Origin of the sequence: Paraburkholderia phymatum STM815 (genome assembly GCF_000020045.1) — a bacterium.
GTDB classification, from domain to species: domain Bacteria; phylum Pseudomonadota; class Gammaproteobacteria; order Burkholderiales; family Burkholderiaceae; genus Paraburkholderia; species Paraburkholderia phymatum.
Genome location: NC_010622.1, coordinates 3,278,578 through 3,303,638 on the forward strand (window position 1 = coordinate 3,278,578; position 25,061 = coordinate 3,303,638).

Below are 25,061 nucleotides of genomic sequence, written 5' to 3' on the forward strand. Positions count from 1 at the left end.
GGACGACGCTTACTGCGCTTGCGCGTCGGTGAATTCGATCCGCCGATTCGCGAAACGCCCGCTCTCCGTCGCATTGCTCGCCACGGCGCGCACGTTGCCGTAGCCGCGCGCGATGAGCGCATCGGCGGGCACGCCGGCTTTCACGAGGAACGCACGCACCGCGTCGGCGCGCTCTTTCGACAACTCCCGATTCGCAGACTCGCTGCCGACGTTATCCGAATAGCCAGCCACTTCCAGCTTCAGCGCGTGACCGCTCTTCGCGCACGCCTGAAGCAGTTTGGCGGACTGGCCCAGATCGTCGAATGCCGACTGCGGCACGTGCGCATCGCTCGACGCGAAATTGACCACCTGAAGGTTCAGCGTCTTCAGGAGATCCGTCGTCGCACACGATGCGCCCGGCGCGAGCAGCGACCTGGCTGCGTTCCTGAACGACTGCGCGGCGTCCGCGACGGCTTGAGCGGGATCGAACACGCGCACTTGATACGGCGCACCGAACAGCGACTGCAGCCGGTCGAGCCAGCCCGCTTTGGCATCGGCGGCCGCTCCGCTCAGCTCGACCCTGGTGCCGTCGATCTTCATCTCGGCGCCCGGCGTCGCCAGCAGCGGCATCAGCGCGTCGAGGTGCGGGAGCCAGTCGGCGGCGTTGCGGCTTTCGTCGATGGTGATGTCGGCGTTGAAGTTGCCGGCTCCGAATTTCCGCGTCAGCGCGTTCAGCAGTTCCGCTCTTTCCGCGACGTTCCGGACGGTCGCGGTGATCGTCGGCTTGCCGCTCTTATCGACGGAAACGATGAATGTCGAATCCTTCGCCAGTGTTGGTGCTGCGTCCGTCTCCACTTTGCCTGAGACGCTGGCGGCATCGGCGCGTGCCGTCTGCGACGGCGTCGGCTCGGCAGCGGCTTGCGTCATGCCCGGTGCGTCTGCAACGGCAGAACCGGCCGCGACTGCGTGACGGCCGAGGAAATCCGTCGCCGACGGACAGTACGCAAGTGCGATCCACGTCAGCATCGCTGCCAATGCGCCGATCAGCGCGGACAATGCCGCTACGCCAAGCCACTGCTGCGCCTTGAGCCCGGCGTGCCGTACTTCGCGCGCCTCGCGCGCGGGCTGCGCGACAGCCGGCGCTTTCGCGGACAACGTCGGCTCGACGGGGCCGCGCCCGGATGCGGGCTCCGCCGCCGGATGATCGAAATGCGACGACACGGCGCGAACCGGCGAACCGATCGTCTGGGCGAAAGCGGCTGCGGCGCCCAGACCGAGCACCGTCGTGAGGCCGTCGTTCAGAAACGGCGCGATATGCGGTAACTGCTGGCCGAGCAAGGTCGGCAACTGGCCGATATTGCCCTGATGATCGAGAAGGTAGCGCTTGAGCACGCCCATCAGGATGCCGCCCGCGATGCCCGTGACGGCGTGTGTCGCGTGCGCGGGCACGCCCGTTTGCATCGACACGGTGTCGCTCAGGCCGTCGATGCGACGCTCGAACAGATGTTCAAGCAGATGGCGTCCCGTCGACGACAACTGCGTGACACCCGTGGTGCTCGCGAAAATGCGCGGCAGCTGTTCGGCGATATCCGCGTTGACTTCCTGCCCGAGGACGCTCGCGAACAACGTGCGCGCGCCATCGAGCGTCGCGCACTTGTGCAGCAGACCGGCGACGAGCGCCGGCGTGGTCACGTCCATCACTTTCGCCGTCGCTTCCGACGGCAGACCGAGACAGTTCGATAGCTGACGAACCACCGCCTCCGGCAACGCAGCCCGGACCAACTGAATCACATCGACACTCATCGATTCGTTTCCCTGAATTTCGAACGCGCGCCCACGCGCCCTTCGTTGGGGCGCGATTATAGGAGCGTGAAGATCTCAGAAATGAAGCGATGAACGATTTTTGACCTTTATAGGAATCCTCTTATCTCGCCTGTCGTTCTGAGGCACAACGGGCCGCGGACGCGACGTCGCCACCGGCCACAGCATGGGTGTCAGCCCGGCGCGTCGCGCGTTGCTGGCGAGACGTGTCTCGTGCACACTTGTCTACGTGCGCTGCCTGCGCATTGTAGGGAGCGCGGAGCGATCTCGCGGCGTCGGCGTCAGAGCGATACCTCTAAACGGAACGCGGGCTGCGCCCCTATGATGAAAGTCGCCGTCTGGGCTATTTTCCGCCTGCCGACGTCGCTCAAACACAGTCTGTTGCGCGCTGCCTCTGTTTCATTCTGCTGGCGGGTTTTAAGCAAACGGTAGCGTCGACACCGGACGGCGCGTGCATCGAAGGGAGACATCAGATGGAACGGTTCGGCCCCGGCATCACGCATGAAGTGTCCAATCAGGCTCCCCCGCTCGCGAACTACAACCTGTTTACAAGCGATGCCGCGCTGGCCGCCGCCGTCGAGCGCGAAGGCGCGGCGTGGCATCGGGAAGCGCTCACGCGCGACGGCGCCGCGCTGACGACGCCCGAGATCCTCGCACTCGCCGAGCTGGCGAACCGCCACACGCCCGAACTCGCCGCCTTCAGCCCGCGCGGCGAGCGCATCGACGCGCTCGAATTTCATCCCGCATGGCATACGCTGCTCGGCCTGTTGCGCCGTGAAGGACTGCACGCACTGCCCTTCTCCGACCCGCAGCCGGGTGCGATGGTCGCGCGTTGCGCCGGCTATTTTCTGCACGCGCAACTCGAATCGGGCTCACTGTGTCCGGTCACGATGACTTTCGCCAGCATTCCCGTGCTGCAGCGCGAACCCGGACTGTTCGCGACGTTGCGCGACAAGCTGTATTCGCGCGAGCACGATCCGCGCGACCTGCCGCTCGAGCAGAAGACCTCGATGATGATCGGCATGGGCATGACGGAGAAGCAAGGCGGCTCGGATGTGCGCAGCAACCGCACCCAGGCGTTTGCAGCAAGCGGCAGCGGACGCGGCGCCGGCTACCGGCTGGTCGGACACAAATGGTTTTTCTCGGCGCCGCAGTGCGACGCCCACCTGGTCCTCGCACGCACCGGCGATCACGAAGGCCTCTCCTGCTTCTTCGTGCCGCGCTTCGCGCCGGACGGCAGCAAGAACGCGGTGCGCATCCAGCGTCTGAAGGACAAGCTCGGCAACCGCTCGAACGCGAGCAGTGAAGTCGAGTTCTTCGACGCCTGGGGCATCATGATCGGCGACGAGGGACGCGGCGTGCCGACCATCATCGAAATGGCGAATTACACGCGGCTCGATTGCGTGATCGGCAGCGCGGCGCTGATGCGCGCGGCGCTCGTGCAGGCGATTCACCATGCGCGCCATCGCAGCGCGTTCGGCAAACATCTCGCCGATCAGCCGTTGATGCGCAATGTGCTCGCTGACCTGGCGCTCGAATCGGAGGCGGCGACCGTGCTGTTCATGCGCCTCGCGCGCGCCTTCGAAGACATGACGAACGCCCCGGAAGAACGCGCGTGGCGGCGCCTCGTCACGCCGGCGGCGAAGTACTGGGTCTGCAAGCGCACGCTCGAATTCACGGGCGAAGCGATGGAAGTCTGGGGCGGCAACGGTTACGTCGAAGAAGGACCGATGGCGCGCTTCTACCGCGAAGCACCCGTAAATTCGATCTGGGAAGGCTCGGGCAACGTGATGTGTCTTGACGTGCTGCGCGCGATGGAGCGCGAGCCGGGCGCCGCGCAGGCCCTGCTCGCCGCGTGGCGAGCGCACGCGCAAGCGCACCCGGCGTTGAACGCCGCGCTCGACCGTTTGACGGCCGCGTCGACGTCCGCGCCCGAGACGCGCGAAGTCTCGGCGCGCCGCATCGCCCAGCAGATCGTGCTGATCGCGCAGGCCGTGCTGCTCGTGCAACACGCGCCCTCGTTCGTCGCCGATGCGTACATCGCGACGCGGCTGGGCGAAGGCTGTGGCGAAAGCGGACGCGTGTACGGCACGCTGCCCGCCGCCTTCGATCACGCGGCTATCGCGAATCGCGCATTTCCGGCCTGACTATCGAGCAAGCAGGACATCGAGTAGAACACCGGAGACACAACCAGATGAAGCACGACCTGCCGGAGCTCGCGGCACTGCAAGCACTGTTGCGCGAGCAACGCGCCGCGTATCTGCGCGCGCCGTTTCCGTCTTGGGAACACAACGCGCCGCGCATCTGAAAGCGCTGCGCGCCGTGCTGCTCGACAACCGCGACGCGCTCGCGGACGCCATGCACGCCGACTTCGGCAATCGCGCGAAGGAAGAAATCCTGCTGGCCGAATTTCTGCTCGTCAAAGAGGAGATGACGGCGCGCTGCGCCACGGCAAACGCTGGATGAAAGCGCAGCGGCGCGCCGCGAACAGATGGCTGCTGCCTGCGCGCGCAAAGCTCGTGTCGCAGCCCCTCGGCGTCGTCGGCATCATCGTGCCGTGGAACTATCCCGTGCTGCTCGCGGCCGCGCCGCTGATCAGCGCGCAACGCGCGCGCGTCCGTTGTCGCTGTATCCGTATGACGAGGACCGAGCGATCACCGAGCGCGTCACGCACGAAACCATCGCGGGCGGCATGTCCGTCAACGAAACGCTGATGCATCTCGCGTGCGAAAGCGTGCCGTTCGGCGGCGTCGGCACGAGCGGCATGGGGGCGTATCACGGGTATGAAGGCTTCGTCACGTTCTCGAAGATGAAGCCCGTGCTGACGCAGGCGCGCCTGAATGCGCGCGGCCTGATCGCGCCGCCTTACGGACGGCGCGTGCGGGTGCCGCTCAGTCTGATGATGCGTATCTGACGCCCTGGGTCAGCGCTCGCCGGGTGCATCCGGCGGGTGCGGAGGAGGCACGACCAGGTCGGTGGAAAGCGGATCATCGGCGGCGCCGCTTTCCAGCCGATGCAGCCACGCGAGCAGTTCCGCGACGGCCTGATACAGACGCGGCGGAATGCGCGAGTCGAGATCGACCTGCATCAGCAGCGACACCATGTCGGGCGATTCGTGCACGTACAGCCCCGCTTCCTTCGCGCGCTGCACGATCATGTCGGCCACCAGCCCGTAGCCTTTCGCGACGACGCGCGGCGCCTCGTCGTGCCCGTGCGAATCGTAGACCAGCGCCGCGGCGCTCCTTCGATGCGTGCGGCTCATTACATGTCCCAGTCGACATCATGGCTGCCGGCGTCGTGCGATGCCGGCTTGTCAGCCGTCGCGCGCGCATACGCCGAAGCGGCCGCGGCAGCCGCACCCGGCGGCAGGCTGCCGCCGATCTCGCGAATCGACAGGCCGCTCAGTTCGATGCCCGCCTGCGCAAGACGCTGGCGGAAGGTCTCGCCCTGTGCGGCGAGGCGCGCCGCGCCGCCCGGACTCGCCTGCACGCGCGCGACGAGACGCGTGCCCGTCAGCGTGAGATCGGCGTCGACCGTGCCTAGCGACGGCAGCGACAGCGTGAGGCGCGTGCGCCACGGATATTCGTCATCGGCGGACGCGGCGCCATTGCCGCTGCGCCGCCATTCGTCGCCTTCCTGCTCGATCGTCCAGTCGAGGCGCGCGCCCGGCCATGCTTCCCCCGTCCAGCGGAACTGCCCCGTCGCGAGCAGATCGAGCTGCTGGCGCACGAGCGGAATCGTCGCGGGATGCAGCGCCGCCTGCATCGACTGCTGTTGATGGGCATTGGGATCGTCGATGCCCGCGGCATGGGCCGCGGCTGCCTGCTGCGTGCTATGCGCGGAGGCCGCGGGCGTTTCGATGAGGTCGTGCGTCGCGAGATCGAAGGTCGTGAAGCGCGCCGACTGCGTTTGCGGCCCCTCCGGCTCGCCGCGGGCGGCTGCAACAGCGGCAGCGAAGGCCGCGGCGCCCGTGTTGCCGGAAGGGCGCCCTTGCGTCCACGCATTCGGGTCGTCGGCGCCGTGACCGGCGTCGGGGGGCGATTGAGCGGCGGCATCGGCCAGGCGGTTCTGCGCCTCGCCCGCGAGCGACTCGACGGGCCGCTGTCCCGACAGCCATTGCGCCAGATGCGATTCGTAGAACAGCCCGCTTTCGTCGACGGTGCGTCTGAGAGCAGCCGCCAGTTCGGCGACGGGCAAAGGCGCGGCGACGATAGCCTGCGCCGCGTCCGAACCCTGCGCGGCGTTCGTGACATCCGCGACGCCTGCGTTGCGCGCCGCCGTATTTCCGGAACTCGCTGTCTGCGACGCGTTCGCGCCCGTATCGACGAGCGGCAACGGCGCGATATCGATCGCGGGCGCGGCGGGCCATACGGGAATCTGCCCGACCAGTGCGGGCGTCGCCTCGCCGCCGGACCGCGTAATCGCGTCGAGCGTCAGTGCGACGGCGGAGAGTGCCGTCTGCGCGGAAGCCGGCGATGGCGCGGGTGTCGCCGCGAGGGGCGCAACGGTCGGCGTCTTGACGTTGAGCGAGGCGTCCGCCTGCGCGGCGCTTGCGCCGGCGCGCGCGCCGACGGGAAGAAGGCTGTCGATGCGGCTAGCCAGCAGTGCAGCCACAGCCGTGTCGATTCCGTTCATGCCCGCTTCCTCTCGCGCATTGACGCTGCGTGGCCGCTAGCGGGTCGCTAGCGGCTCTTTTGAAACTGCGTGAAAGCGCTCAGCGCGCCTGGTAAAGTTCTTTCAGCACAATGGCGGGGCGGCTCGGCGCGAACAGCGCCTGCAGCTTGGCCATGCGCGGGTTCGCGAGATCGCGGACCGTCGCGTCGTTCGCAAGGATCTGGCGGATCAGGTCGAATTTGCGGGCGCGCTCGTCATCCGACAGGCGCACGCCGTCTTCCGCGTGTTTCAGCGCGTCGACCAGATGGCGGTACTCGTCCTGCAACAGGACGAGATCGTTCCAAAGCGCGTCTCGCGCTGCCATCACCATCCGTACTGAAATCGCGGCGATCGCCTCGTAGCGGGCGAAATAGTCTGCGTTCGAACTCATCTCATGCTTTCCGCGGACGACTGCATCGCCATCCGCGCAATCTCCGGCGCGATACCAATCCAGGCTTCCTCGAGCGTGGCCAGCAGCCCGTCGACTTCGACGAGCATCGCCTCGCTCTGCTTGAGATTCGCCTCGAGCAGCCGCCGCGTCATATAGCCATAGAGCGCGTCGAGACGCCCCGCGATTTCTCCGCCGGCTTCGAGGTTGAGCGCTTGCTGCAACCCGTCGCCGATAATCTGGATGGCTTTGCCGATGGACTCGCCACGGGCCGCAATGTCGCCTTGCTGCAGATGCATGCGCGCCTGCGCAATTGCCTTGCGCGCCCCCTGGTACAGCATCACGATCAGGCGATGGGGGCTCGCGCCCATCACCCCTGTCTCCACGCCGACGCGAGCGTAGGCATTGGCTCCAGAGTGTCCTGGGGAAAACATCGGCGCTCCTCCTGTATTGCGGATAACGGTCGGACTGACGTGACGGCGGACGGCCTGCCGGGACGCTCGTCATCTCGACGCGCGCGTTCCTGCCAGCCCTTGTAACAAGGTTATCGGTTCATACGAATAAAGCTTTAGCCCGCTGGAAGGAAGCGTCAGGGATGGCGCGCGGCACGGCCCTCCCGCGCCGCGCGCCGCATAAAAATATGCACGCAGGCGAGGCGGCGGACAGCGGCGCAAGGTGCGTCGCCGTCGACGGCGCTCTCATGAAGCAGCCGCGCGTAACGCAGTGGCGATGCGCGACGCATGTCCCGCGCGCCGCCCAGAGGAAAGGCGGCCTGCATGCGGACGTCTGCGGCGCGCGTCGCCGATGCGTCAGACGGCGATCTGCATGATGTCGTTGTAAGCCGACACCAGCTTGTTGCGCACCTGCAAGCCGAACTGGAAACCGACATTGGCCTTCTGCATGTCGATCATCACGTCGTTCAGCGACACGTTCGGCGCGCCGATTTCGAATGCGTGGGCTTCGCTGACCGCGCTTTTCTGGTCGCTGCTGATCTTGTCGATCGACGCTTTCAACGCCGACGCGAAGCCGCCTGCCGTGGCCGCGCCGGATTCGTTCGCGACCGCAGCGCTGCCGCCCGCGGCCTGGGCTGCCATCGACTGCATCTGTTGCAAGGCCGCCTGGAGCGGATTGATGGGCGCTGTCATGTTCTCTCCTGAGTGAGATGCAGGCGAGCGTTCGCGCCATGCACCAATTGGACAGGAAGCTTAGCAGCGGCCCTTCTCCGAAAGCCGTGAAAGTAAGGGTGAAACTCCCCGCTATTCGGCGCATGGGCTTGCCTGGCGATGCGGATAATCCCTAACGTGAAAGTCTCTGTCGACAGACGCCAGCTGGTAAGGCGCCGTAAGCGGCGGAACGCAAAAGGATTCCGGAGAAACCCGACGCATGGATTCGTCAGCCAACTCTTTAATGACCCCCGACGCCCGCATGGGCCTCGCCGGCGCGCAGCCGGGCGCAGCGGGAGCCGGCCAGGGCGCCGCGGGCCTGGACCTCGGCGGCGCGGGCAGCGGCCTTGCCTCGCGCTTTCCGGGGCTTCCCACGTCGTTGACGCAGATGCGCGGCAATCCTCGCGCGCCGCTCATCTTCGCCGTCGCGGTGCTGATCGCCGTGGTCGCGGGTCTGGTTCTCTGGTCGCGTGCGCCCGACTACAAGGTGCTGTACAGCAACGTCTCCGATCAGGACGGCGGCGCAATCGTTGCCGCGCTCCAGCAGGCGAACGTGCCGTACAAGTTTTCCGAAGCGGGCGGCGCCATCCTGATCCCCGCTGACCAGGTGCACGAAATGCGTCTGCGCCTCGCGTCGCAGGGTCTGCCCAAGAGCGGCTCGGTCGGCTTCGAACTGATGGACAACCAGAAGTTCGGCATCAGCCAGTTCGCCGAGCAGATCAACTATCAGCGCGCGCTGGAAGGCGAACTGCAGCGCACGATCGAATCCATCTCGACGGTGAAGACGGCGCGCGTCCATCTGGCGATTCCGAAGCCCACGGTGTTCGTGCGCGACCGCGAAGCGCCGTCGGCGTCCGTGCTCGTCAATCTGTATCCGGGCCGCATGCTCGACGAAGGCCAGGTCGTGGCCATCACGCATATGGTCGCGTCCGCCGTGCCCGACATGTCCGTACGCGGCGTGACGATCGTCGACCAGGACGGCAACCTCCTCACGCAGGCGGGCGCCAATGGCGCCGGGCTCGATGCGACGCAACTCAAGTATCGGCAGCAGATCGAGCGCAACACGCAGCAGCGCATCGACGCGATCCTCGGACCGATGTTCGGGACAGGCAACGCGCATTCGTCGGTGAGCGCGGACATCGACTTCTCCCGGCAAGAGCTGACCTCGGAGAAATATGCGCCGAACAACGACCCGCAGCAGGCGGCCATTCGCAGCCAGCAGACCAGCACGGCCACCGAAATGTCGCAAAGCGGCGCCTCGGGCGTGCCGGGCGCGCTGTCGAACCAGCCGCCGCAGCCGGCCTCGGCGCCCATCACGGCGAGCGCGAACGGCGCAAGCGGCGTGACGACTACACCGATCAGCGACCATAAGGACTCGACCACCAACTACGAGTTGAGCAAGACCGTGAGCCACACGGAAGCGGCCGTTGGCGGCATCAAGCGCCTGTCGGTAGCCGTGGTGGTGAACTACATGCGCGTCTTCGATGCGAAGGGCCACGCGACCATGCAGCCCATTTCCGCCGACAAGCTCGCGCAGGTCGATCAGCTGGTCAAGGAAGCGATGGGCTACGACCAGGCGCGCGGCGACACGGTCAAGGTGATCAGCAGCGCGTTCCAGCAGATCGCAGATCCGGATGCCGACCTGCCGTGGTGGCGCACGAAGGACATGATCGCGATGTACAAGCAGATCGCGACCTACCTGGGCATCGGCCTCGTCGCACTGTTCCTGTACTTCGTGATGGTGAAGCCGGCGCTGCGCCGTGCGTTCCCGCCGCCGCCCGAGGCCGTGGCCGCGCTGCCGTCGCCCGACGAACCCGTGCTCGACGGCCTGCCGACCGCGGCAGCCGTGGCAGCCGAAGAGGATGTCGAGGGCAGCCTCGTCGCACTCGAGAGCGACAAGGCCAAATATGAGCGGAACCTCGAATATGCGCGTCAGATCGCGCGTCAGGATCCGAAGATCGTTGCAACCGTCGTGAAGAGCTGGGTGTCCGATGAGCACTGAAGGCGTATTGAAGAGCGCGCTCCTGCTGATGTCGATCGGCGAGGAAGAGGCGGCTCAGGTATTCAAGTTTCTGGGCCCGCGCGAAGTCCAGAAGATCGGCGTCGCGATGGCGTCGCTGAAGAACATCACGCGCGAACAGATCGATGAAGTGCTGCATGAATTCGTCTCCGAGGCGGACAAGCACACCGCGCTTTCGCTCGATTCGAACGACTACATCCGCTCCGTGCTGACGAAGGCGCTCGGCGACGACAAGGCGGGCGCGATCATCGACCGGATCCTGCAAGGCAGCGATACGAGTGGTATCGAAGGTCTGAAATGGATGGATTCGGCGGCGGTCGCCGAACTGATCAAGAACGAGCACCCGCAGATCATCGCGACGATCCTCGTGCACCTCGACCGCGATCAGGCTTCGGAAATCGTCACCTGCTTCACGGAACGTCTGCGCAACGACGTGCTGCTGCGCATCGCGACGCTTGACGGCATTCAGCCCGCGGCGCTGCGCGAACTCGACGATGTGCTGACGGGGCTGCTGTCGGGCAGCGACAACCTGAAGCGCAGCCCGATGGGCGGCATCCGCACGGCGGCGGAAATTCTGAACTTCCTGCCGGGCAACCACGAAGAGTCGGTCATCGACAACGTCCGCCAGTACGACGCGGACCTCGCACAGAAGATCATCGACCAGATGTTCGTGTTCGACAACCTGCTCGACCTGGAAGACCGCGCAATCCAGCTGCTGCTGAAGGAAGTCGAGTCGGAAACGTTGATCATCTCGCTGAAGGGCGCGCAGCCCGCGCTGCGCCAGAAGTTCCTGTCGAACATGTCGCAGCGCGCAGCCGAACTGCTCGCGGAAGACCTCGACGCGCGCGGCCCGGTCCGGGTGTCGGAAGTGGAAACGCAACAGCGCAAGATCCTCCAGGTCGTGCGCAATCTCGCCGAATCGGGAGCGATCGTGATCGGCGGCAAGGCAGAAGATGCATATGTCTGACCAGGACCCCACGCGCAAGGAAAGCCTCTCGGCCTACCAGCGCTGGGAGATGGCCTCGTTCGACCCGGTGCCCGAGCCGGAACCCGAAGTCGACGACGGCGCGTTCGAAGCCGAGCTGCAGCGCCTGCGCGATGCTGCGCACGCGCAGGGCGTCGCGTCCGGCCACGTGGCCGGCCAGGCGCTCGGCTATCAGGCCGGCTACGAACAGGGTCGCGCCCAAGGCTTCGAGCAGGGCCAGGCGGAAGCGCGCGCGGAAGCCGCGCAAATCGCCGCGCTCGCCGAAACATTCAAGGTAGCGCTCGACAACGCACAACACGAACTGTCGGAAGCGATCGTCGCGCTCGCGCTCGACATCGCGCAACAAGTGGTACGCCAGCACGTCCAGCACGACCCGACGGCGCTCATCGCCGCCGCGCGTGAGGTGATGGCGACGGAACCGGCGCTGGTCGGCGCGCCCGCTCTGATCGTGAGTCCTGCCGATCTGCCCGTCGTCGAGGCGTATCTGCTGGAAGAACTGCAGACGCGCGGCTGGAACGTGCGCACCGACCCAGCGATCGAACGCGGCGGCTGCCGCGCCGTGTCCACGACGGGCGAAGTGGACGCCGGCATCGCGACGCGCTGGGAGCGCGTCACGGCAGCGCTCGGCAAGGCAAGCACATGGTAAAGCCGACCATCGAAGACATTCAGCATAGCGACCTCACGCCGCTCGAACGCGAGCTGGCGCTGGCGTCGTTCGGCGCGGAAGCGCTCACCGTCGCACAGATGGAAGAGTCGCTCGCGGCGCTGGAATCCGCGATTTCGGAAGCCCATGCGGGCGCCAGCGACGAGCGTTCGCACGAAAAGCCTGCGAGCGCGCCGCATCCCGAAGCGGCGCCCGCGAGCCGCGACTCGGCGCCCCCGCCGAAGCGCGCACCCGATCCCGCACTGCTCGACAACCCGCATTTGCAGGCATGGCGCAACCGCCTCACGAGCCTGCGCGAACGCAACCAGATCGCGCGCCCGCTGCGCGCGTGCGGCCGCCTGACGCGTGCGGCCGGTCTCGTGCTTGAAGCCGTCGGGCTGCGTCTCGCCGTCGGCTCCGAAGTGATGATCGAGCTGCCGCCCGGCAGCACGCGCACGATGGCGGAAGCCGAAGTGGTCGGCTTTCACGGCGACAAGCTCTTTCTGATGCCGACGACGGAAGTCGCCGGTCTCCTGCCCGGCGCGCGTGTCTATCCGCTGGAGACGGCGCCCATCGCCGATCCGATGGCGGGCGCGAAGCGTCTGCCCGTCGGCTGGGAACTGCTCGGCCGCGTGGTCGATGCATCGGGCAAGCCGCTCGACGGCTTCGGCCCGCTCAATTCGCGCAACGACGCGCCGCTCACTGCGCCGACCATCAACCCGCTGCATCGCGAGCCGATTCACAAGGTGCTCGACGTCGGCGTGCGCGCGATCAACTCGCTGCTCACCGTCGGACGCGGTCAGCGCATGGGTCTGTTCGCGGGATCGGGCGTCGGTAAATCGGTGCTGCTCGGCACGATGGCGCGCTATACGAGCGCCGAAGTGATCGTGATCGGGCTGATAGGCGAGCGCGGCCGCGAAGTGAAGGAATTCATCGAACAGATTCTCGGCGAGGAAGGTCTCGCGCGCTCGGTCGTGGTGGCCGCGCCCGCCGACGTGTCGCCGCTGCTGCGGATGCAGGGCGCCGCCTACGCGACGTCGCTCGCCGAATATTTCCGCGATCAGGGCAAGCACGTGCTGCTGCTGATGGACTCGCTCACGCGCTACGCGATGGCGCAGCGCGAGATCGCGCTCGCGATCGGCGAGCCGCCCGCGACCAAGGGCTATCCGCCTTCCGTGTTCGCGAAGCTGCCTGCCCTCGTCGAGCGCACGGGCAACGGCCCCGAAGGCGGCGGCTCGATCACTGCGTTCTATACGGTGCTGACGGAAGGCGACGACCAGCAGGACCCGATCGCAGACTCGGCGCGCGCCATTCTCGACGGCCATATCGTGCTGTCGCGCGCGCTCGCCGAAGCGGGCCACTACCCCGCCATCGACATCGAAGCGTCGATCAGCCGCGCGATGACGGCGCTTATCAGCGACGCTCATCTGGATCGCACGCGCCAGTTCAAGCAGATGCTGTCGCGCTATCAGCGCAACCGCGACCTGATCAACGTCGGCGCGTATTCGGCGGGACGCGACGCGGTGCTCGACAAGGCGATCGCGTTGTATCCGCGCATGGAAGCATTCCTGCAGCAAGGTTTTCGCGAAAGCGCCGGGTTCGAAGCCAGCGTGGCGCACCTCGACTCGTTGTTCGGCTAGGAGTAACAGACGCTTATGAGCAAGCACTTCCCGATCAAAACGCTGATTGGCCTCGCACAGGACGACGTTGACGCCGCCGCGCGCAAGCTAGGCCGCGTCCAGCGCGAGCGCAACGAAGTCGAAGCGCAGCTGAATTCGCTCGTCGAATACCGCGACGAGTATCACCGCCGCTTCACCGAAACGGCCAAGGCGGGCATGCCCGCCGGCAACATGCGCAACTTTCAGGCGTTCATCGACACGCTCGATGCCGCCATCGACCAGCAGCGTCAGCTGCTGGCCACGGCGACGGCGCGCGTCGAAGCGGCCAAGCCCGAATGGCAGCGCAGCAAGCAGAAGCTCGGCTCTTACGAAGTACTGGAAGCACGCGGCGTCGCCGCCGAAGCCAAGGTCGCGGCGCGCCGCGATCAACGCGATGCCGACGAGTACGGCGCAAGAATTCTCCGGATGCGCGCAGAAGGCGCGTGAAGACGCAGCCCGCCGCATGAGATGCGGCGCGCAACGGGACTGACACGACTACACGAGATCCACCATGTCGCCTCTTTCACTGATCAACTCGCTGCTCGCCGCTTCGAGCAGCACATCGGGCAGCAGCGCATCGAACGGCGCGAACGCCGGCAGCGCGCTGCCGTTTTCGACCACGCTGCAGCAAAGCATCAACGCACAGAACCTGGCCGCCGCGCCTGCGCCGTCGCCCGCACCGAGCGCGCCGTCGCAGCCGGCATCGAACGGTTCGAGCGTGCACGACGCGCCGCCCGCCGACGATTCGTCCAACAGCACCGATGCGTCCGACAGCTCGAACAGCACCGGCAGCACCCAGGCCGCGAGCCAGACCGACAGCACGCAGCCAGGCAGCGCGGCGAACGGCGCGAATGGTGCGAGCGGCACGAATGGCAAGGACAAGGCCGATTCGGTTTCGAAGCAGAACGACGCCGCGCCGACCACGAGCGCGGCCGCCGCTGAGACTGCCGCAGCCGCCGCAGCAGCAGCCGCCGCGGCTCAGGCACAAGCTCAGGCGAGCGGCGCCACGGACGCAGCCAATGCAGCGAACGCGGCAACGCAACCGGCGATGCCTGCGTCGACCGACGTGGCCGGCAATACAACGACGCCCGTGATTCAGACGCCGTCGAAGAAGATCGCATCGCTCGATCCGAAAGCCACCCAGGACGCATTGCAGGCCGCCTTCGCCGCATTGGCGAGCGGCCAGGGCGTGGCGCCCGCTGCGGGCGCAGCGACGTCCGCGAATGCGGGCGCTGCCGCCACGGACGACGTAACGCTCGCTGGCCGCGGTGCTGGCTCAGGCAAGGGCCTGACCTTCGGTGACCTGCGCGCCGCGAAGGGCGACGCAGCACCGGCGAACACTGCCTCAGCCGCCGCGCCCGCCACTGTGACAACCGCGCCCCTGAGCCCGGCTGAAACGCTCGCCGCTGCCGCCGCCGGCTCGAATGCCGCGCAGGCAGCGCCCGTGCCCGCGGCGACCGCGGACACGAACGCCGCGCTCGCCGCGACTCAGGCCGCATCGGCGGCCGCCGCCGCGAGCGCGACTGCCACGCTCACTCAAGGCTCGAACCCGGCAACGGCTGCGATGGCGAACGCCATCGCACCTCAAGTCGGCGCCCATGACTGGGAAGACGCCTTCAGCCAGAAAGTCGTGTTCCTCACCAACGCGCATCAACAGACGGCAGAGCTCACGCTCAATCCGCGCGACCTCGGCCCTCTACAGGTCGTCCTCCAGGTTGCCGATAACCATGCACATGCCCTTTTTGTTTCGCAGCATCAGCAGGTGCGCGACGCGGTCGAAGCCGCGCTGCCGAAACTGCGCGAAGCGATGGAACAAGGCGGCATCGGGCTGGGAAGCGCGAGCGTCAGCGACGGCTTTGCCCGGCAGACCAGCCAGCAGGGCCAGGACCAGAGCGGCAGCACGCGCAGCGGCCGTGGCGGCAGCCGCGGCAGCAACGAGGGCATCGACATCGCAGGCGGCAGCGCGACGACAGTGAGCATGCCCGTGCGCCGCACGGTCGGACTCGTCGATACGTTCGCGTGATCCGATGCTGGGCGCATCGCCCCTCGGCGCGTTGTTGGCGTTGGCGCATCCGCTCCTTGCGGTGGTGTTTTTAGCGTTGCCCTGCGGAGAAGGTCAGCAAAGAATGCGGCTCGCATGGAGCCGCTTCGCCTTGCCAACGCCTATCGACAGCCCAAGCTGGAAGGCCTGAGGTAAACGTCAAGCGGCTCAGCGTGGGCTGCATCTTTTGCCTGCTTTTCTTCGCAGGCGGCCAGGAACAGCAGATGTCGCCCGCACAGAGGCAACGCTTGAAGAACGGAATACGCGTCGCGGATGCCAGCGAAAGCCAGCAAAAACAAACCAGAACCCGGCAGGCAAACAAACGAGCTAACGCTGAATTGCCCTTCTTTTCGACCCATCGCAGCATCGCCAGAAACCTGAAAATTCACCTACAGCATTGAGGCAATCAATTCCATGGCATCCACGACCGCAAACCAGCAAGCCAACGCGAAGCCCTCCTCGCCGGGCCTCGTCAAGCGCATTGTGTTGATCCTGCTGATCGTACTGGTCGCGGCAGGCGCAGCCGGTGCAGGCGTGTGGTTCTTCATGTCGAAGCGCGCGCCCGCCGCCGCGACGGCAGCAGCACCCGCTCCCGCCCCCGCGCCTATCTTCTTTCCGCTCGAATCGATGACAGTGAACCTGCAATCCGACGACGGCCAGCAACACTATCTGCGCATCGGCCTCACGCTGAAGCTCACCGACCAGAAGGTGCAGGAACATTTGACCGAACATATGCCCGAGATCCGCAGCCGCGTGCTGCTTGCACTGTCGAACAAGCATCCCGAAGATCTCGCGACGCTCGACGGCAAGAAAGCACTCGCCGCGGAACTCGAAAAGCTGATCGAAGAGCCGACTGAGGCCAACGGTCAACCGGTGCACGTCTCGGACGTGCTGTTCACTGAATTCGTCGTCCAGTAACGCGCCTAGCGCTGACTGATTTGATCTTGAACCGCGCCAACGAAGGGACGCACGAGGAATAGGAATGGGCCACGAAGAGTTCATGTCCCAGGAGGAGGTCGATGCCCTTCTCAAGGGCGTCACCGGCGAGTCTGACTCGCAAGCCGACCAGTCCGATCGTGCCGGCGTCCGCCCGTACAACATCGCGACACAGGAGCGCATCGTTCGCGGCCGGATGCCCGGCCTCGAAATCATCAACGACCGTTTCGCGCGACTGTTGCGCGTCGGCATTTTCAACTTCATGCGGCGCACAGCGGAAATTTCGGTCGGCCCGGTGAAGGTGCAGAAGTACAGCGAATTCACGCGCAATCTGCCGATCCCGACGAACCTGAACCTCGTCCATGTGAAGCCTCTGCGCGGCACGTCGCTGTTCGTGTTCGATCCGAACCTCGTGTTCTTCGTGGTCGACAATCTGTTCGGCGGCGACGGGCGTTTTCATACGCGCGTCGAAGGCCGTGAATTCACGCAGACCGAGCAGCGCATCATCCACAAGCTGCTGAATCTCGTGTTCGAACACTATACGGCTGCATGGAAGAGCGTGCGGCCGCTGTCGTTCGAATACACGCGCTCGGAAATGCATACGCAGTTCGCAAACGTTGCCACGCCGAACGAGATCGTGATCGTCACGCAGTTCTCGATCGAATTCGGACCGACGGGCGGCACGCTGCATATCTGCATGCCGTACTCGATGATCGAGCCGATCCGCGACGTGCTCTCCTCGCCGATTCAGGGCGAAGCGCTCGAAGTGGACCGCCGCTGGGTGCGCGTGCTGTCGCAGCAGGTGCAGGCAGCCGAAGTAGAGCTGACGGCGGATCTCGCGCAGATCCCCGTGACGTTCCAGGAGATTCTCAACATGAAGGCGGGCGACGTGCTGCCCATCAATATTCCGGAGCACATCACCGCGAAAGTCGACGGCGTGCCCGTGATGGAATGCGGCTACGGTATTTTCAATGGGCAATACGCGCTGCGCGTGCAGAAGATGATCAGCGCAGCGGAACAGATGAAGGAAGCGGGATATGACTGAGTTGAACTCGACACCCGAAATGGACATGCCGGAAGAGTCCAAAGTGAATGATTCGATGCCTGGCTCGGGCTCCGACGAAGCATCGCTCGACGATTGGGCGAGCGCGCTCGCTGAGCAGAACGACAACACCGCTGTGAGCGCGAGCACTGCGGGCGTGTTCCAGCCGCTGTCGAAGGTCGAGCCGACCACGACGCGCAACGACATCGACATGATCCTGGACATTCCCGTTCAGATGACCGTCGAACTGGGCCGCACGAAAATCGCGATCCGCAACCTGCTGCAACTCGCGCAGGGTTCCGTCGTCGAGCTGGATGGTCTGGCAGGCGAACCGATGGACGTGCTCGTCAACGGTTGCCTGATCGCACAGGGCGAAGTGGTTGTCGTGAACGACAAGTTCGGTATTCGCCTGACGGACATCATCACGCCGTCCGAGCGCATCCGGAAGCTGAACCGATGAAATACGCAGTATCCCGGGCCGCGTCACACGGGAGCGGCCAGCCGCTTCCGCGCCGCGCCCGTCTCATGTCGACGGTTGCACTGGCGTGTCTCACGCTCGGTGCAAGCGCCTTCCATTTCGCGCACGCCGCCGACATGAATGCCGTCAACAACGCCGCGAAGATCGCCTCGGGCGTCGGGGCGGGAACCGCGGTGCCAGCCCTCGGCGTCGGCGCCGTGTTGCAGACCATCGTCGGACTCGCCGTCGTCATCGGCCTCGTGTTCGGCTTCGCGTGGCTCGCACGCCGCTTCGGCCTGCAACCCGGCCAGCGCGGCGGGATTGTGAAGACGATCGGCGGCACGTCGCTCGGCGGCAAGGAACGTGTTGCGGTCGTGGAAGTGGGCGGCACCTGGCTCGTGCTCGGTGCGGCGCCCGGCAATGTGCGCCTGTTGCATACGATGCCTGCCGGCTCGGTCAAGGGCACCTCTTCTTTCACCGGCACGCCTGCGGCGCCTGGCACATCCGGCGAAACGCCCGCCGGCAGCCCGGTCCAGCTGAGCGGCAACTTTGGACAGCGCTTTCGCGACGCGCTCAAGCAGGAAGCATCCAGACGTTTCCAGCGACGCGACAGCGGAGAACAGTAATGCAGTACGACCGATCTGACGTGCAGCGCAGCGACGCTGTGACTTCCCACGCCTTGACGAAGACTACCGTTTCGATGAAAAAGCGCATCCTGAAGGGTGTTGCATTTGCTGCGCCGCTCGCCGTTCCTGCGCTGATGCTTGCCGCTCCGACGCTGTCGCATGCGCAGACTGCGGGTCTGCCCGCTTTCAACACGAGCCCCGGCCCGAACGGCGGCACGACGTACTCGCTAAGCGTGCAGACGATGCTGCTGCTTACGATGCTGTCGTTCCTGCCCGCGATGGTGCTGATGATGACGAGCTTCACGCGCATCATCATCGTGTTGTCGCTGCTGCGTCAGGCGATCGGCGCGCCGACCACGCCGCCCAACCAGGTGCTGGTCGGTCTCGCGCTGTTTCTTACGCTGTTCGTGATGTCGCCCGTGCTCGACAAGGCCTACAACGACGGCTACAAACCGTTCTCCGAAGGTACGATACAGATGGACGAGGCCGTGAAGCGCGGTGTCGCGCCGTTCAAGGCGTTCATGCTGAAGCAGACACGCGAGAGCGATCTCGCGCTGTTCGCGCGCATCTCGCACGCGCCGCCGATGCAGGGCCCGGAAGACGTGCCGCTGTCGCTGCTGGTGCCGTCGTTCGTGACGAGCGAACTGAAGACGGGCTTCCAGATCGGCTTCACCGTGTTCATTCCGTTCGTGATCATCGACATGGTGGTGGCGAGCGTGCTGATGTCGATGGGCATGATGATGATTTCGCCCGCGACCATTTCGCTGCCTTTCAAGCTGATGCTGTTCGTGCTGGTCGACGGCTGGCAGCTGATCGTCGGTTCGCTCGCGCAGAGCTTCGTTTAAGTCCAGCATCGCCGGGAGAGTTGCACCATGACGCCGGAAACCGTCACCACCCTTGCGCACGAAGCGATGTACATCGCGTTGCTGCTGGCCGCGCCGCCGCTGTTCGTGGGGCTCGTCGTCGGTCTGATCGTGAGCCTGTTCCAGGCCGCGACGCAGATCAACGAAGCGACGCTGTCGTTCATTCCGAAGCTATTCGCGATTGCCGTGACGCTGGTGCTGATCGGCCCGTGGATGCTTGCGAAGATGCTCGATTACATGCGCCACATGTTCACGAGCATTCCGACGCTCGCCGGCTGAGCGCCGTTCTCTTTCCTTCTTCTTTCGACGCGCGATGTTTTCCGTCACCTACGAGCAGCTGAACGTCTGGCTCACCGCGTTCCTGTGGCCGTTCGTGCGGATACTCGCGCTGATGGCGACGGCGCCCGCATTCGGCGACAAGTCGCTGCCGAACCGCGTGAAGATTGGCCTGGCGGGCTTCGTCACACTGATCGTCGCACCGACGATTGGTGCGCTGCCGTCGGCCACCGTGTTTTCCGCGCAGGGCATCTGGATCATCGTGAACCAGTTCCTGATCGGCGCGGCGCTGGGCTTCACGATGCAGATCGTGTTTGGCGCGGTGCAAGCTGCGGGCGACATCATCGGCATGAGCATGGGCCTCGGCTTCGCGACATTCTTCGACCCGCATGCGGCGGGTTCGACGGATGTGATGTCGCGCTATGTGTACATGATCGCGATTCTGACTTTTCTTGCGCTGGATGGGCACCTGCAGGTGCTGTCGGCGTTGGTGCAGACGTTTCAGGCGCTGCCGGTGTCCGCGAATGTGCTGGGGGCGAATGGCTGGCGCGTGCTGGTTGGATGGGGGAGCACTGTGGTCAGTGCTGGGCTGCTGTTGTCTTTGCCCATTGTCACCGCGCTTTTGATTACCAACCTCGCGTTGGGGATTCTCAATCGGGCTGCGCCGCAGGTCGGGGTGTTTCAGGTTGGATTGCCGGTTACTGTCATTACCGGGTTGCTTTTGATTCAGCTCATGCTGCCGAATATGATGCCCTTCTTTGCTCGCGTGTTCGAGAGTGGGATCGATCAGATGGCTCGGGTGGCGGCCGGTTTAAAGTAAGGTTCTTGCCTTCGTGGCGCGGGCTACGCCTTTAGTTTTCGGTCGGCGGTTTTGGGTTCGGTTTTGGGTTCGCTGGCATCCGCGTTTTGCTTCCGGTTTGCTGGCGTTGCCCTTCGGCGAAAGCCCGTAAGGCCTGCTGCGCGGCCGCTTCACTCGCAGCCGCATAGATCGGGCGCAGCGCCGCTGCGAGAGGCTTACGGTCCTTGTAGCTCGCATATTCCAGACTGTTGCGGATCAGATGCACGGGGGACCTATCCGCGCACGCCCGCGAGAGCGAAAGCAAACACCGATCAGCGTCGGCGAACAACAAAACCAAAACCTCAAAATGCAAAACCGGCACCAAAGGCACCGGTCCGGTAAACAGCACAGCAAAGCACAGGGAATCGCGAAAGGAGCTAAGCCCCTTCGACTCAAATTCCAAAAGCAGGAACCCGCCCATCCGGCCCATAAAGCGCACCGCGCTCCGGCCCAACAGCCACGTTCAAGGCGGCCAGAGCCCGCCGGTTATACTCCATGCGAGTACGGATCAACGCGCCATTGGTCGTATTGAACCGCTTCGCCCGCTCAACCGACTTCTGCAACAACGACCATTGCGCCGCAAGACGAGAATCGTTGGCCACAGCCAGCTCCATGCCCTTCCATCCGGCGGGATAACCCAGTTCCGCAAGCTGCGAGTCGCGAACCTTCTCCAGCATGGAGAGCTTCTCCACCAGCTCCATCTTCTTTTCGACGATGGGCGGCAGCGTGTCGATGGGATGTACCGTGGTCAGCGCCCGCTCCTCGGCAGCGAGGACGGAGGCAAATAGCTCCACAGCGGAATATTCGTCGATGACGGTGGCAAGCAGGGCGTCTTTCATCACAAAACAACTCGCTAGGCACCGGATTGCGTCTTTCGCAGCCCGGATTTGTCACAAATACCGCCCCGCACCCGGCGCACCGTTCATCGATGCGTCGTCAGTTGCCGGACGACTGGCTCTTCTTCTGCAACAGGTCGCGCGCCGTTGCCAGCACGCCGTCGGCGATCTTTCCGGAGTCGATCGTCAACGTACCGTCCTTGATCGCCTGCTTGATCGACGCGACATGCGACGTGTCGATGTCCGACGAACCGGCGCTCGCGAGGCTGTGCAACTGCGACGACAGTCCCGACAGATTGACACTCGCGTCACCCGACGCGCCCGTGGCCGTCGACGTCGACGCACCGACACCGCCCGTCGTCGGGGTGTCGCCTTGCTGCGTGCGCTGCAGGCCGTCTTTCAACGTCTGCAGGCCTGAATGGGGAGTGGAATCAACTTTCACGATCGGCTTCCTGAACGATTTGAATGTAATAACGGCATTCATCCATCGAACTTTAGCTGAGCCGATCCGACACATTTTTCAGGTTGTAACCACCGCAATTGCCCTTCAGAGCTGGATTTCGACCGTCCCGGCGTCCTTCACGACGCCCTGAATGATCTGCCCATTCGCCGTCCTCACCTTGACCGGCTGGCCCGGCGACGCGTTGTTCATGGCACTGCCTTCCGCCGAAATCGCGAAACCGGGCCCCTGAGCGACGACCTTCACGCTCTGGCCGATCGACACCGCCTCGGCGCTCTTCAACATGTCGCGGCGCAGCGGCAAGCCCGGCGACACACGCATCAGCGCGACGGAGCCGACCACCTGCGACGCATCGGTGATCACGGCTTGCGGCAGAACCGTCAGGTCTCCGTCGCGCGCGACGAGATCGGAGGACGACAGCAGCTCGCCTGGCGCAATGGAGCGTGCGGCGACGAAGTACGTCGCGTGAATCGAAACCTTGGCCTGCAGATACAGCGTCCAGGGACGCTCGCCCGCGCAGCGCACGCCGACCGTCGTGCGGCCCCAGACGCGCGCCCCCGTCGGCAGGAACGGCTCGAGCGTCGTGCACGCGGCGAGACCGCGCGGAAAGACCGTCGCGACGCTGATGTCGACCTTGCCCGGCAAACCCGCCGACTGCTGCTGCAAATAGGCAAGCGCCGCGCGCCGGATCGATTCGCCGTCCTGTTGTCCGGGCGGCGTCGGCGCAACCGGCTGAGCGGCGGACTGAGCCGCTGCCTGCGCCGGCGCCCGAGCAGATGCCTGAGCAGCGAGCACGCCATTGCGCGCGACGGCATTACCGGCGGGAGGATTCACGGCAATCGGCTGAACGCCCGCCGTCTGCCGCGCCACAGCTTGCGCCGGCGCGACCAACACAGGCATCACCTGACGCGCCGCCGGTTGCAGGCTCACGCGCATCATGCCCGGCGCAGGCGCATTCATATGGGCGGGCGCAACGGGCGCACTCCGCTGTGCCGCTGCTTCGTCCGCACCCGGAATCACGATCGCACCATCGGCACGGGCAGCTTGCGCGAAGCGGTCCGCGTCGCCACGCGGATTCGCGGCAAGCGTTGCGGGCGCAACGGACGGCGTATTCGGAACGCTCGCGCGGGATGCAGCAGCGGGCGGCTGCGTATTGATGCGCTCGGCCAGCGCCTGCAGTTCGGCGGGATTCTTCTCGCCGGGTCCCGCAATCACGATCGGTCCGCCGGACGAGCCGTTTTCCTGTGCATGCGCAACGGATGCGGCCGCGCATGCGACGACCAGTGCCATCGCCGACAGCGTCCGGGCAGCGCGCGCGCCCATACGGCGAGCTTCGCGCGAAGCGGTGGCGGGCAAGGGCATGGTCGTTCTCCTTCTCTGATGCAACGGTACGCCTCGCATTCTAGAGTTCGCGCCCTCCGCGCAAACGGTGAATAGAGGTGTCCTTTCCCGGCTATTCGTCCGATTAAGTCTTGCGCCCCGCCCGCACAATGCGTCACATGCAAAAAGGCCTTCCGGCCGGCGCAGTCGAAACGCTTCTTACCGGACAACGCGGAGCGACGGTGCGGACGGGCGGCCTCGGACCGTTCCACGGAGAACCCAATGCTGGACAAACTCGATGCCGAATTTGCCTTTGGCCGCCAGGCGCTCGATGTGCGCGCCTATCGCCAGGAATTGCTGTCGTCGAACATCGCGAATTCGGACACGCCGGGCTACAAGGCTCGCGATATCGATTTCGCTTCGTCGCTCGCGGGCGCGCTGAAGAAAAGCGGCGGCTCGACGGCGGGCGCGTCGAACAACTCGCAACTCGCAATGACGCAGCCGGCCGGCGTGTCGCAAGGCATGTCGATGGCTTCGACGGAGCCGGGCCACATGACGGGCAAGGCGCGCCTTGTCGCGACGGGCGGCCCGACCGACGACTTCGGCCGCGTCGCCTATCGCATTCCGGCGCAGCCTTCGCTGGATGGCAACACCGTCGATCTGGACGCCGAGCGCGTGCAGTTCGCCGACAACTCGCTGCACTTCGAGTCGGGCATGACGGTGCTGTCGCAGCAGATCAAGGCCATGCTGTCGGCGATCACGTCGAACGGTTGATGAACTGCGCGGCCTTCCATAGAGAAGGCGGCGCGCTGGACCACGCTAGAAACCAGAACGCTACGGGATTAGACGCCGGTGCACCGGCAAGAGAGGTCGAAAAGCCATGCCATCCCTGATGAACATTTTCAACGTCGCCGGTTCGGCGATGTCCGCGCAGTCGCAACGCCTGAACGTGACCGCGTCGAACCTCGCGAACGCCGACAGTACGACGGGCCCCGACGGCAAGCCGTACAAGGCGAAGCAGGTCGTGTTCGCCGTCAACCCGATCGGCGGCGCGCGCACGGGCTCCGGCCAGCAGGTCGGCGGCGTGCAGGTGACGGGCGTCATCGACGATCCGACGCCGATGAAGACGTCGTACGAGCCCGGCAACCCGGCCGCCGACGCAAACGGTTACGTGCAGTTGCCGAACGTCGACCCCGTGCAGGAAATGGTCAACATGATTTCGGCATCGCGCTCTTACCAGGCCAACGTCGAAACGCTCAACACCGCGAAACAGCTGATGCTGAAGACGCTCACGATCGGAACCTGAGGAGAAGCTCCTTGACTACCAGCACCACTATCGGCAACAACGGCGCGACGGTTTCGCAGACATTGCTCGACACGATGAACGGCGCGAAGAGTGCGTCGTCGTCGAGCAGCTCGTCGAGCGCGACCTCGGGCAGCGACCTGCAGAACACTTTCCTGCAACTGCTCATCGCGCAGATGAAGAACCAGGATCCGACGAGCCCGATGGACAGCTCGCAGATGACCTCTCAGCTCGCGCAGATCAACACGGTGACGGGCATCGGCCAGCTGAATTCGTCGCTGACCTCGCTCGCTTCGCAACTCACGACCAACCAGCAAACGCAGGCCGCGAACCTGATCAATTCGACGGTGCTCGCACCGGGGGACAGCTTCTCGGTGTCGTCGGGCAAGGCAACGGGCTTCGGCGTCACGCTCGCCAGCGACGCGACGGACGTGCAGGTCACGGTCAAGAACTCGGCAGGCCAGATCGTCAACACGATCGACCTCGGCAAGCAGTCGGCAGGCACGATTCCCGTCGGCTGGACACCCGTCGACAAGAGCGGCAACGCGCTGCCCGACGGCACCTACACATTCACGGCAGCCAGCACGACGGCAAACGGCACGGGCGCTCCTACCACGCTGTCGGCCGCGACCGTGCAGGGTGTCCTCAAGCAGCCGGACGGCACGCCTGGCCTCGTTCTGTCGAACGGCAAAACGGTTGGCCTGTCGACGGTCGCCGCCATTATCTAAACGCATTCAGCATCACCCGATACGG

General features: G+C 65.3%; 27 protein-coding genes and 2 pseudogenes. 19 read left to right on the forward strand and 10 right to left on the reverse strand.

The genetic code is table 11. The annotated features are described in order from the left end of the window. Positions 1 to 9 precede the first annotated feature (9 nt). Positions 10 to 1,782 (reverse strand): OmpA family protein, encoded by a 1,773-nt coding sequence (locus BPHY_RS14890; RefSeq protein WP_012402274.1) that lies wholly within the window; start codon positions 1,780 to 1,782, stop codon positions 10 to 12. Between the two features lie 491 nt (positions 1,783 to 2,273). Between BPHY_RS14890 and BPHY_RS14895 the strand changes: the two genes are divergently transcribed. After that, positions 2,274 to 3,947 (forward strand): isovaleryl-CoA dehydrogenase, encoded by a 1,674-nt coding sequence (locus BPHY_RS14895; RefSeq protein WP_012402275.1) that lies wholly within the window; start codon positions 2,274 to 2,276, stop codon positions 3,945 to 3,947. 47 nt (positions 3,948 to 3,994) lie between these two features. After that, positions 3,995 to 4,714 (forward strand): annotated as a pseudogene (locus tag BPHY_RS39130) (aldehyde dehydrogenase family protein). A gap of 9 nt (positions 4,715 to 4,723) precedes the next feature. Here BPHY_RS39130 and BPHY_RS14905 read toward each other — a convergent pair. The 5 genes from BPHY_RS14905 to fliE all read right to left on the reverse strand — a co-directional run bounded on the left by BPHY_RS14905 (position 4,724) and on the right by fliE (position 7,986). Continuing rightward, on the reverse strand, positions 4,724 to 5,062 hold the full coding sequence (locus tag BPHY_RS14905) for an EscU/YscU/HrcU family type III secretion system export apparatus switch protein (protein ID WP_012402276.1): 339 nt from the start codon (positions 5,060 to 5,062) through the stop codon (positions 4,724 to 4,726). Beyond that, complete coding sequence (gene fliK, locus BPHY_RS14910) at positions 5,062 to 6,435, reverse strand: flagellar hook-length control protein FliK (protein ID WP_012402277.1); 1,374 nt, start codon at positions 6,433 to 6,435, stop codon at positions 5,062 to 5,064. The genes BPHY_RS14905 and fliK overlap by 1 nt, the downstream gene beginning before the upstream one ends. A 79-nt stretch (positions 6,436 to 6,514) precedes the next feature. After that, a complete protein-coding gene (locus BPHY_RS14915) occupies positions 6,515 to 6,844 on the reverse strand; it encodes a flagellar protein FliT (protein ID WP_012402278.1) in 330 nt (109 codons plus the stop codon). Beyond that, positions 6,841 to 7,275, reverse strand: a complete 435-nt coding sequence (gene fliS / locus BPHY_RS14920; RefSeq protein ID WP_012402279.1) for a flagellar export chaperone FliS — start codon at positions 7,273 to 7,275, stop codon at positions 6,841 to 6,843. The genes BPHY_RS14915 and fliS overlap by 4 nt, the downstream gene beginning before the upstream one ends. A 375-nt stretch (positions 7,276 to 7,650) precedes the next feature. After that, entirely contained in the window at positions 7,651 to 7,986 is a 336-nt protein-coding gene (gene fliE, locus BPHY_RS14930) for a flagellar hook-basal body complex protein FliE (protein WP_012402280.1), read from the reverse strand. A 238-nt stretch (positions 7,987 to 8,224) separates the two neighbouring features. On the opposite strand from fliE, the gene fliF reads away from it, so the two are divergent. From fliF to fliR, 14 genes are all read left to right on the forward strand, one after another. Beyond that, positions 8,225 to 10,006 (forward strand): flagellar basal-body MS-ring/collar protein FliF, encoded by a 1,782-nt coding sequence (gene fliF, locus BPHY_RS14935; RefSeq protein ID WP_012402281.1) that lies wholly within the window; start codon positions 8,225 to 8,227, stop codon positions 10,004 to 10,006. Then, the gene (gene fliG / locus BPHY_RS14940) at positions 9,996 to 10,991 is read left to right on the forward strand and encodes a flagellar motor switch protein FliG (protein ID WP_012402282.1); all 996 of its coding nucleotides are present in this window, start codon (positions 9,996 to 9,998) and stop codon (positions 10,989 to 10,991) included. The genes fliF and fliG overlap by 11 nt, the downstream gene beginning before the upstream one ends. Then, positions 10,978 to 11,655 (forward strand): flagellar assembly protein FliH, encoded by a 678-nt coding sequence (gene fliH, locus BPHY_RS14945; protein WP_012402283.1) that lies wholly within the window; start codon positions 10,978 to 10,980, stop codon positions 11,653 to 11,655. The genes fliG and fliH overlap by 14 nt, the downstream gene beginning before the upstream one ends. Further along, the gene (fliI, locus tag BPHY_RS14950; protein ID WP_012402284.1) at positions 11,649 to 13,292 is read left to right on the forward strand and encodes a flagellar protein export ATPase FliI; all 1,644 of its coding nucleotides are present in this window, start codon (positions 11,649 to 11,651) and stop codon (positions 13,290 to 13,292) included. Before fliH ends, fliI begins: the two co-directional genes overlap by 7 nt. A gap of 15 nt (positions 13,293 to 13,307) precedes the next feature. Continuing rightward, the gene (gene fliJ / locus BPHY_RS14955) at positions 13,308 to 13,757 is read left to right on the forward strand and encodes a flagellar export protein FliJ (RefSeq protein ID WP_012402285.1); all 450 of its coding nucleotides are present in this window, start codon (positions 13,308 to 13,310) and stop codon (positions 13,755 to 13,757) included. Between the two features lie 64 nt (positions 13,758 to 13,821). Continuing rightward, a complete protein-coding gene (locus BPHY_RS14960; protein ID WP_012402286.1) occupies positions 13,822 to 15,333 on the forward strand; it encodes a flagellar hook-length control protein FliK in 1,512 nt (503 codons plus the stop codon). A gap of 191 nt (positions 15,334 to 15,524) precedes the next feature. Beyond that, entirely contained in the window at positions 15,525 to 15,752 is a 228-nt protein-coding gene (locus tag BPHY_RS41740) for a hypothetical protein (RefSeq protein ID WP_157686550.1), read from the forward strand. Between the two features lie 13 nt (positions 15,753 to 15,765). After that, positions 15,766 to 16,269: a flagellar basal body-associated protein FliL gene (fliL, locus tag BPHY_RS14965; RefSeq protein WP_012402287.1), complete on the forward strand. Its 504-nt coding sequence runs from the start codon at positions 15,766 to 15,768 to the stop codon at positions 16,267 to 16,269. Between the two features lie 64 nt (positions 16,270 to 16,333). Then, positions 16,334 to 17,332 (forward strand): flagellar motor switch protein FliM, encoded by a 999-nt coding sequence (fliM, locus tag BPHY_RS14970; protein ID WP_012402288.1) that lies wholly within the window; start codon positions 16,334 to 16,336, stop codon positions 17,330 to 17,332. Then, on the forward strand, positions 17,325 to 17,789 hold the full coding sequence (gene fliN, locus BPHY_RS14975; RefSeq protein ID WP_012402289.1) for a flagellar motor switch protein FliN: 465 nt from the start codon (positions 17,325 to 17,327) through the stop codon (positions 17,787 to 17,789). The genes fliM and fliN overlap by 8 nt, the downstream gene beginning before the upstream one ends. Then, complete coding sequence (gene fliO / locus BPHY_RS14980) at positions 17,786 to 18,412, forward strand: flagellar biosynthetic protein FliO (RefSeq protein ID WP_012402290.1); 627 nt, start codon at positions 17,786 to 17,788, stop codon at positions 18,410 to 18,412. The genes fliN and fliO overlap by 4 nt, the downstream gene beginning before the upstream one ends. Positions 18,413 to 18,486: 74 nt before the next feature. Further along, on the forward strand, positions 18,487 to 19,257 hold the full coding sequence (gene fliP / locus BPHY_RS14985; RefSeq protein ID WP_157686551.1) for a flagellar type III secretion system pore protein FliP: 771 nt from the start codon (positions 18,487 to 18,489) through the stop codon (positions 19,255 to 19,257). A gap of 27 nt (positions 19,258 to 19,284) precedes the next feature. Continuing rightward, positions 19,285 to 19,554: a flagellar biosynthesis protein FliQ gene (gene fliQ / locus BPHY_RS14990; protein WP_012402292.1), complete on the forward strand. Its 270-nt coding sequence runs from the start codon at positions 19,285 to 19,287 to the stop codon at positions 19,552 to 19,554. 34 nt (positions 19,555 to 19,588) lie between these two features. Further along, positions 19,589 to 20,371 (forward strand): flagellar biosynthetic protein FliR, encoded by a 783-nt coding sequence (gene fliR / locus BPHY_RS14995; protein WP_012402293.1) that lies wholly within the window; start codon positions 19,589 to 19,591, stop codon positions 20,369 to 20,371. Between the two features lie 109 nt (positions 20,372 to 20,480). Here the strand turns inward: fliR and BPHY_RS43835 are convergent. The 4 genes and pseudogenes from BPHY_RS43835 to flgA all read right to left on the reverse strand — a co-directional run. Beyond that, a pseudogene (locus tag BPHY_RS43835) lies at positions 20,481 to 20,819 on the reverse strand (transposase); the annotation flags it as partial. Beyond that, positions 20,782 to 21,228 (reverse strand): flagella synthesis protein FlgN, encoded by a 447-nt coding sequence (locus tag BPHY_RS15005; protein ID WP_012402294.1) that lies wholly within the window; start codon positions 21,226 to 21,228, stop codon positions 20,782 to 20,784. The gene BPHY_RS15005 and the pseudogene BPHY_RS43835, both read right to left, overlap by 38 nt. A 97-nt stretch (positions 21,229 to 21,325) precedes the next feature. Next, positions 21,326 to 21,667 (reverse strand): flagellar biosynthesis anti-sigma factor FlgM, encoded by a 342-nt coding sequence (flgM, locus tag BPHY_RS15010; RefSeq protein ID WP_012402295.1) that lies wholly within the window; start codon positions 21,665 to 21,667, stop codon positions 21,326 to 21,328. 105 nt (positions 21,668 to 21,772) lie between these two features. Next, positions 21,773 to 23,047, reverse strand: a complete 1,275-nt coding sequence (flgA, locus tag BPHY_RS15015; RefSeq protein WP_012402296.1) for a flagellar basal body P-ring formation chaperone FlgA — start codon at positions 23,045 to 23,047, stop codon at positions 21,773 to 21,775. Between the two features lie 240 nt (positions 23,048 to 23,287). Between flgA and flgB the strand changes: the two genes are divergently transcribed. The 3 genes from flgB (at position 23,288) to BPHY_RS15030 (ending at position 25,036) form a co-directional block, all read left to right on the forward strand. Next, a complete protein-coding gene (flgB, locus tag BPHY_RS15020) occupies positions 23,288 to 23,779 on the forward strand; it encodes a flagellar basal body rod protein FlgB (RefSeq protein ID WP_012402297.1) in 492 nt (163 codons plus the stop codon). Positions 23,780 to 23,885: 106 nt separating this feature from the next. Further along, a complete protein-coding gene (gene flgC / locus BPHY_RS15025; protein WP_012402298.1) occupies positions 23,886 to 24,311 on the forward strand; it encodes a flagellar basal body rod protein FlgC in 426 nt (141 codons plus the stop codon). Between the two features lie 11 nt (positions 24,312 to 24,322). Next, positions 24,323 to 25,036: a flagellar hook assembly protein FlgD gene (locus BPHY_RS15030; protein ID WP_012402299.1), complete on the forward strand. Its 714-nt coding sequence runs from the start codon at positions 24,323 to 24,325 to the stop codon at positions 25,034 to 25,036. Positions 25,037 to 25,061 lie beyond the last annotated feature (25 nt).

What these genes read in the sequence shown, in the direction of transcription:
- fliN (WP_012402289.1), top strand. Translation starts at nt 17,325, where the DNA reads ATGACTGAGTTGAACTCGACACCCGAAATGGACATGCCGGAAGAGTCC.
- fliI (WP_012402284.1), top strand. Translation starts at nt 11,649, where the DNA reads ATGGTAAAGCCGACCATCGAAGACATTCAGCATAGCGACCTCACGCCG.
- BPHY_RS14890 (WP_012402274.1), bottom strand. Translation starts at nt 1,782, where the DNA reads ATGAGTGTCGATGTGATTCAGTTGGTCCGGGCTGCGTTGCCGGAGGCG.
- flgB (WP_012402297.1), top strand. Translation starts at nt 23,288, where the DNA reads ATGCTGGACAAACTCGATGCCGAATTTGCCTTTGGCCGCCAGGCGCTC.
- fliJ (WP_012402285.1), top strand. Translation starts at nt 13,308, where the DNA reads ATGAGCAAGCACTTCCCGATCAAAACGCTGATTGGCCTCGCACAGGAC.
- fliO (WP_012402290.1), top strand. Translation starts at nt 17,786, where the DNA reads ATGAAATACGCAGTATCCCGGGCCGCGTCACACGGGAGCGGCCAGCCG.
- BPHY_RS14905 (WP_012402276.1), bottom strand. Translation starts at nt 5,062, where the DNA reads ATGAGCCGCACGCATCGAAGGAGCGCCGCGGCGCTGGTCTACGATTCG.
- fliP (WP_157686551.1), top strand. Translation starts at nt 18,487, where the DNA reads ATGAAAAAGCGCATCCTGAAGGGTGTTGCATTTGCTGCGCCGCTCGCC.
- fliL (WP_012402287.1), top strand. Translation starts at nt 15,766, where the DNA reads ATGGCATCCACGACCGCAAACCAGCAAGCCAACGCGAAGCCCTCCTCG.
- fliM (WP_012402288.1), top strand. Translation starts at nt 16,334, where the DNA reads ATGGGCCACGAAGAGTTCATGTCCCAGGAGGAGGTCGATGCCCTTCTC.
- fliS (WP_012402279.1), bottom strand. Translation starts at nt 7,275, where the DNA reads ATGTTTTCCCCAGGACACTCTGGAGCCAATGCCTACGCTCGCGTCGGC.
- BPHY_RS14960 (WP_012402286.1), top strand. Translation starts at nt 13,822, where the DNA reads ATGTCGCCTCTTTCACTGATCAACTCGCTGCTCGCCGCTTCGAGCAGC.
- fliH (WP_012402283.1), top strand. Translation starts at nt 10,978, where the DNA reads ATGCATATGTCTGACCAGGACCCCACGCGCAAGGAAAGCCTCTCGGCC.
- BPHY_RS14895 (WP_012402275.1), top strand. Translation starts at nt 2,274, where the DNA reads ATGGAACGGTTCGGCCCCGGCATCACGCATGAAGTGTCCAATCAGGCT.
- fliE (WP_012402280.1), bottom strand. Translation starts at nt 7,986, where the DNA reads ATGACAGCGCCCATCAATCCGCTCCAGGCGGCCTTGCAACAGATGCAG.
- fliQ (WP_012402292.1), top strand. Translation starts at nt 19,285, where the DNA reads ATGACGCCGGAAACCGTCACCACCCTTGCGCACGAAGCGATGTACATC.
- fliR (WP_012402293.1), top strand. Translation starts at nt 19,589, where the DNA reads ATGTTTTCCGTCACCTACGAGCAGCTGAACGTCTGGCTCACCGCGTTC.
- BPHY_RS14915 (WP_012402278.1), bottom strand. Translation starts at nt 6,844, where the DNA reads ATGAGTTCGAACGCAGACTATTTCGCCCGCTACGAGGCGATCGCCGCG.
- fliG (WP_012402282.1), top strand. Translation starts at nt 9,996, where the DNA reads ATGAGCACTGAAGGCGTATTGAAGAGCGCGCTCCTGCTGATGTCGATC.
- fliK (WP_012402277.1), bottom strand. Translation starts at nt 6,435, where the DNA reads ATGAACGGAATCGACACGGCTGTGGCTGCACTGCTGGCTAGCCGCATC.
- fliF (WP_012402281.1), top strand. Translation starts at nt 8,225, where the DNA reads ATGGATTCGTCAGCCAACTCTTTAATGACCCCCGACGCCCGCATGGGC.
- BPHY_RS15005 (WP_012402294.1), bottom strand. Translation starts at nt 21,228, where the DNA reads ATGAAAGACGCCCTGCTTGCCACCGTCATCGACGAATATTCCGCTGTG.
- flgC (WP_012402298.1), top strand. Translation starts at nt 23,886, where the DNA reads ATGCCATCCCTGATGAACATTTTCAACGTCGCCGGTTCGGCGATGTCC.
- flgA (WP_012402296.1), bottom strand. Translation starts at nt 23,047, where the DNA reads ATGCCCTTGCCCGCCACCGCTTCGCGCGAAGCTCGCCGTATGGGCGCG.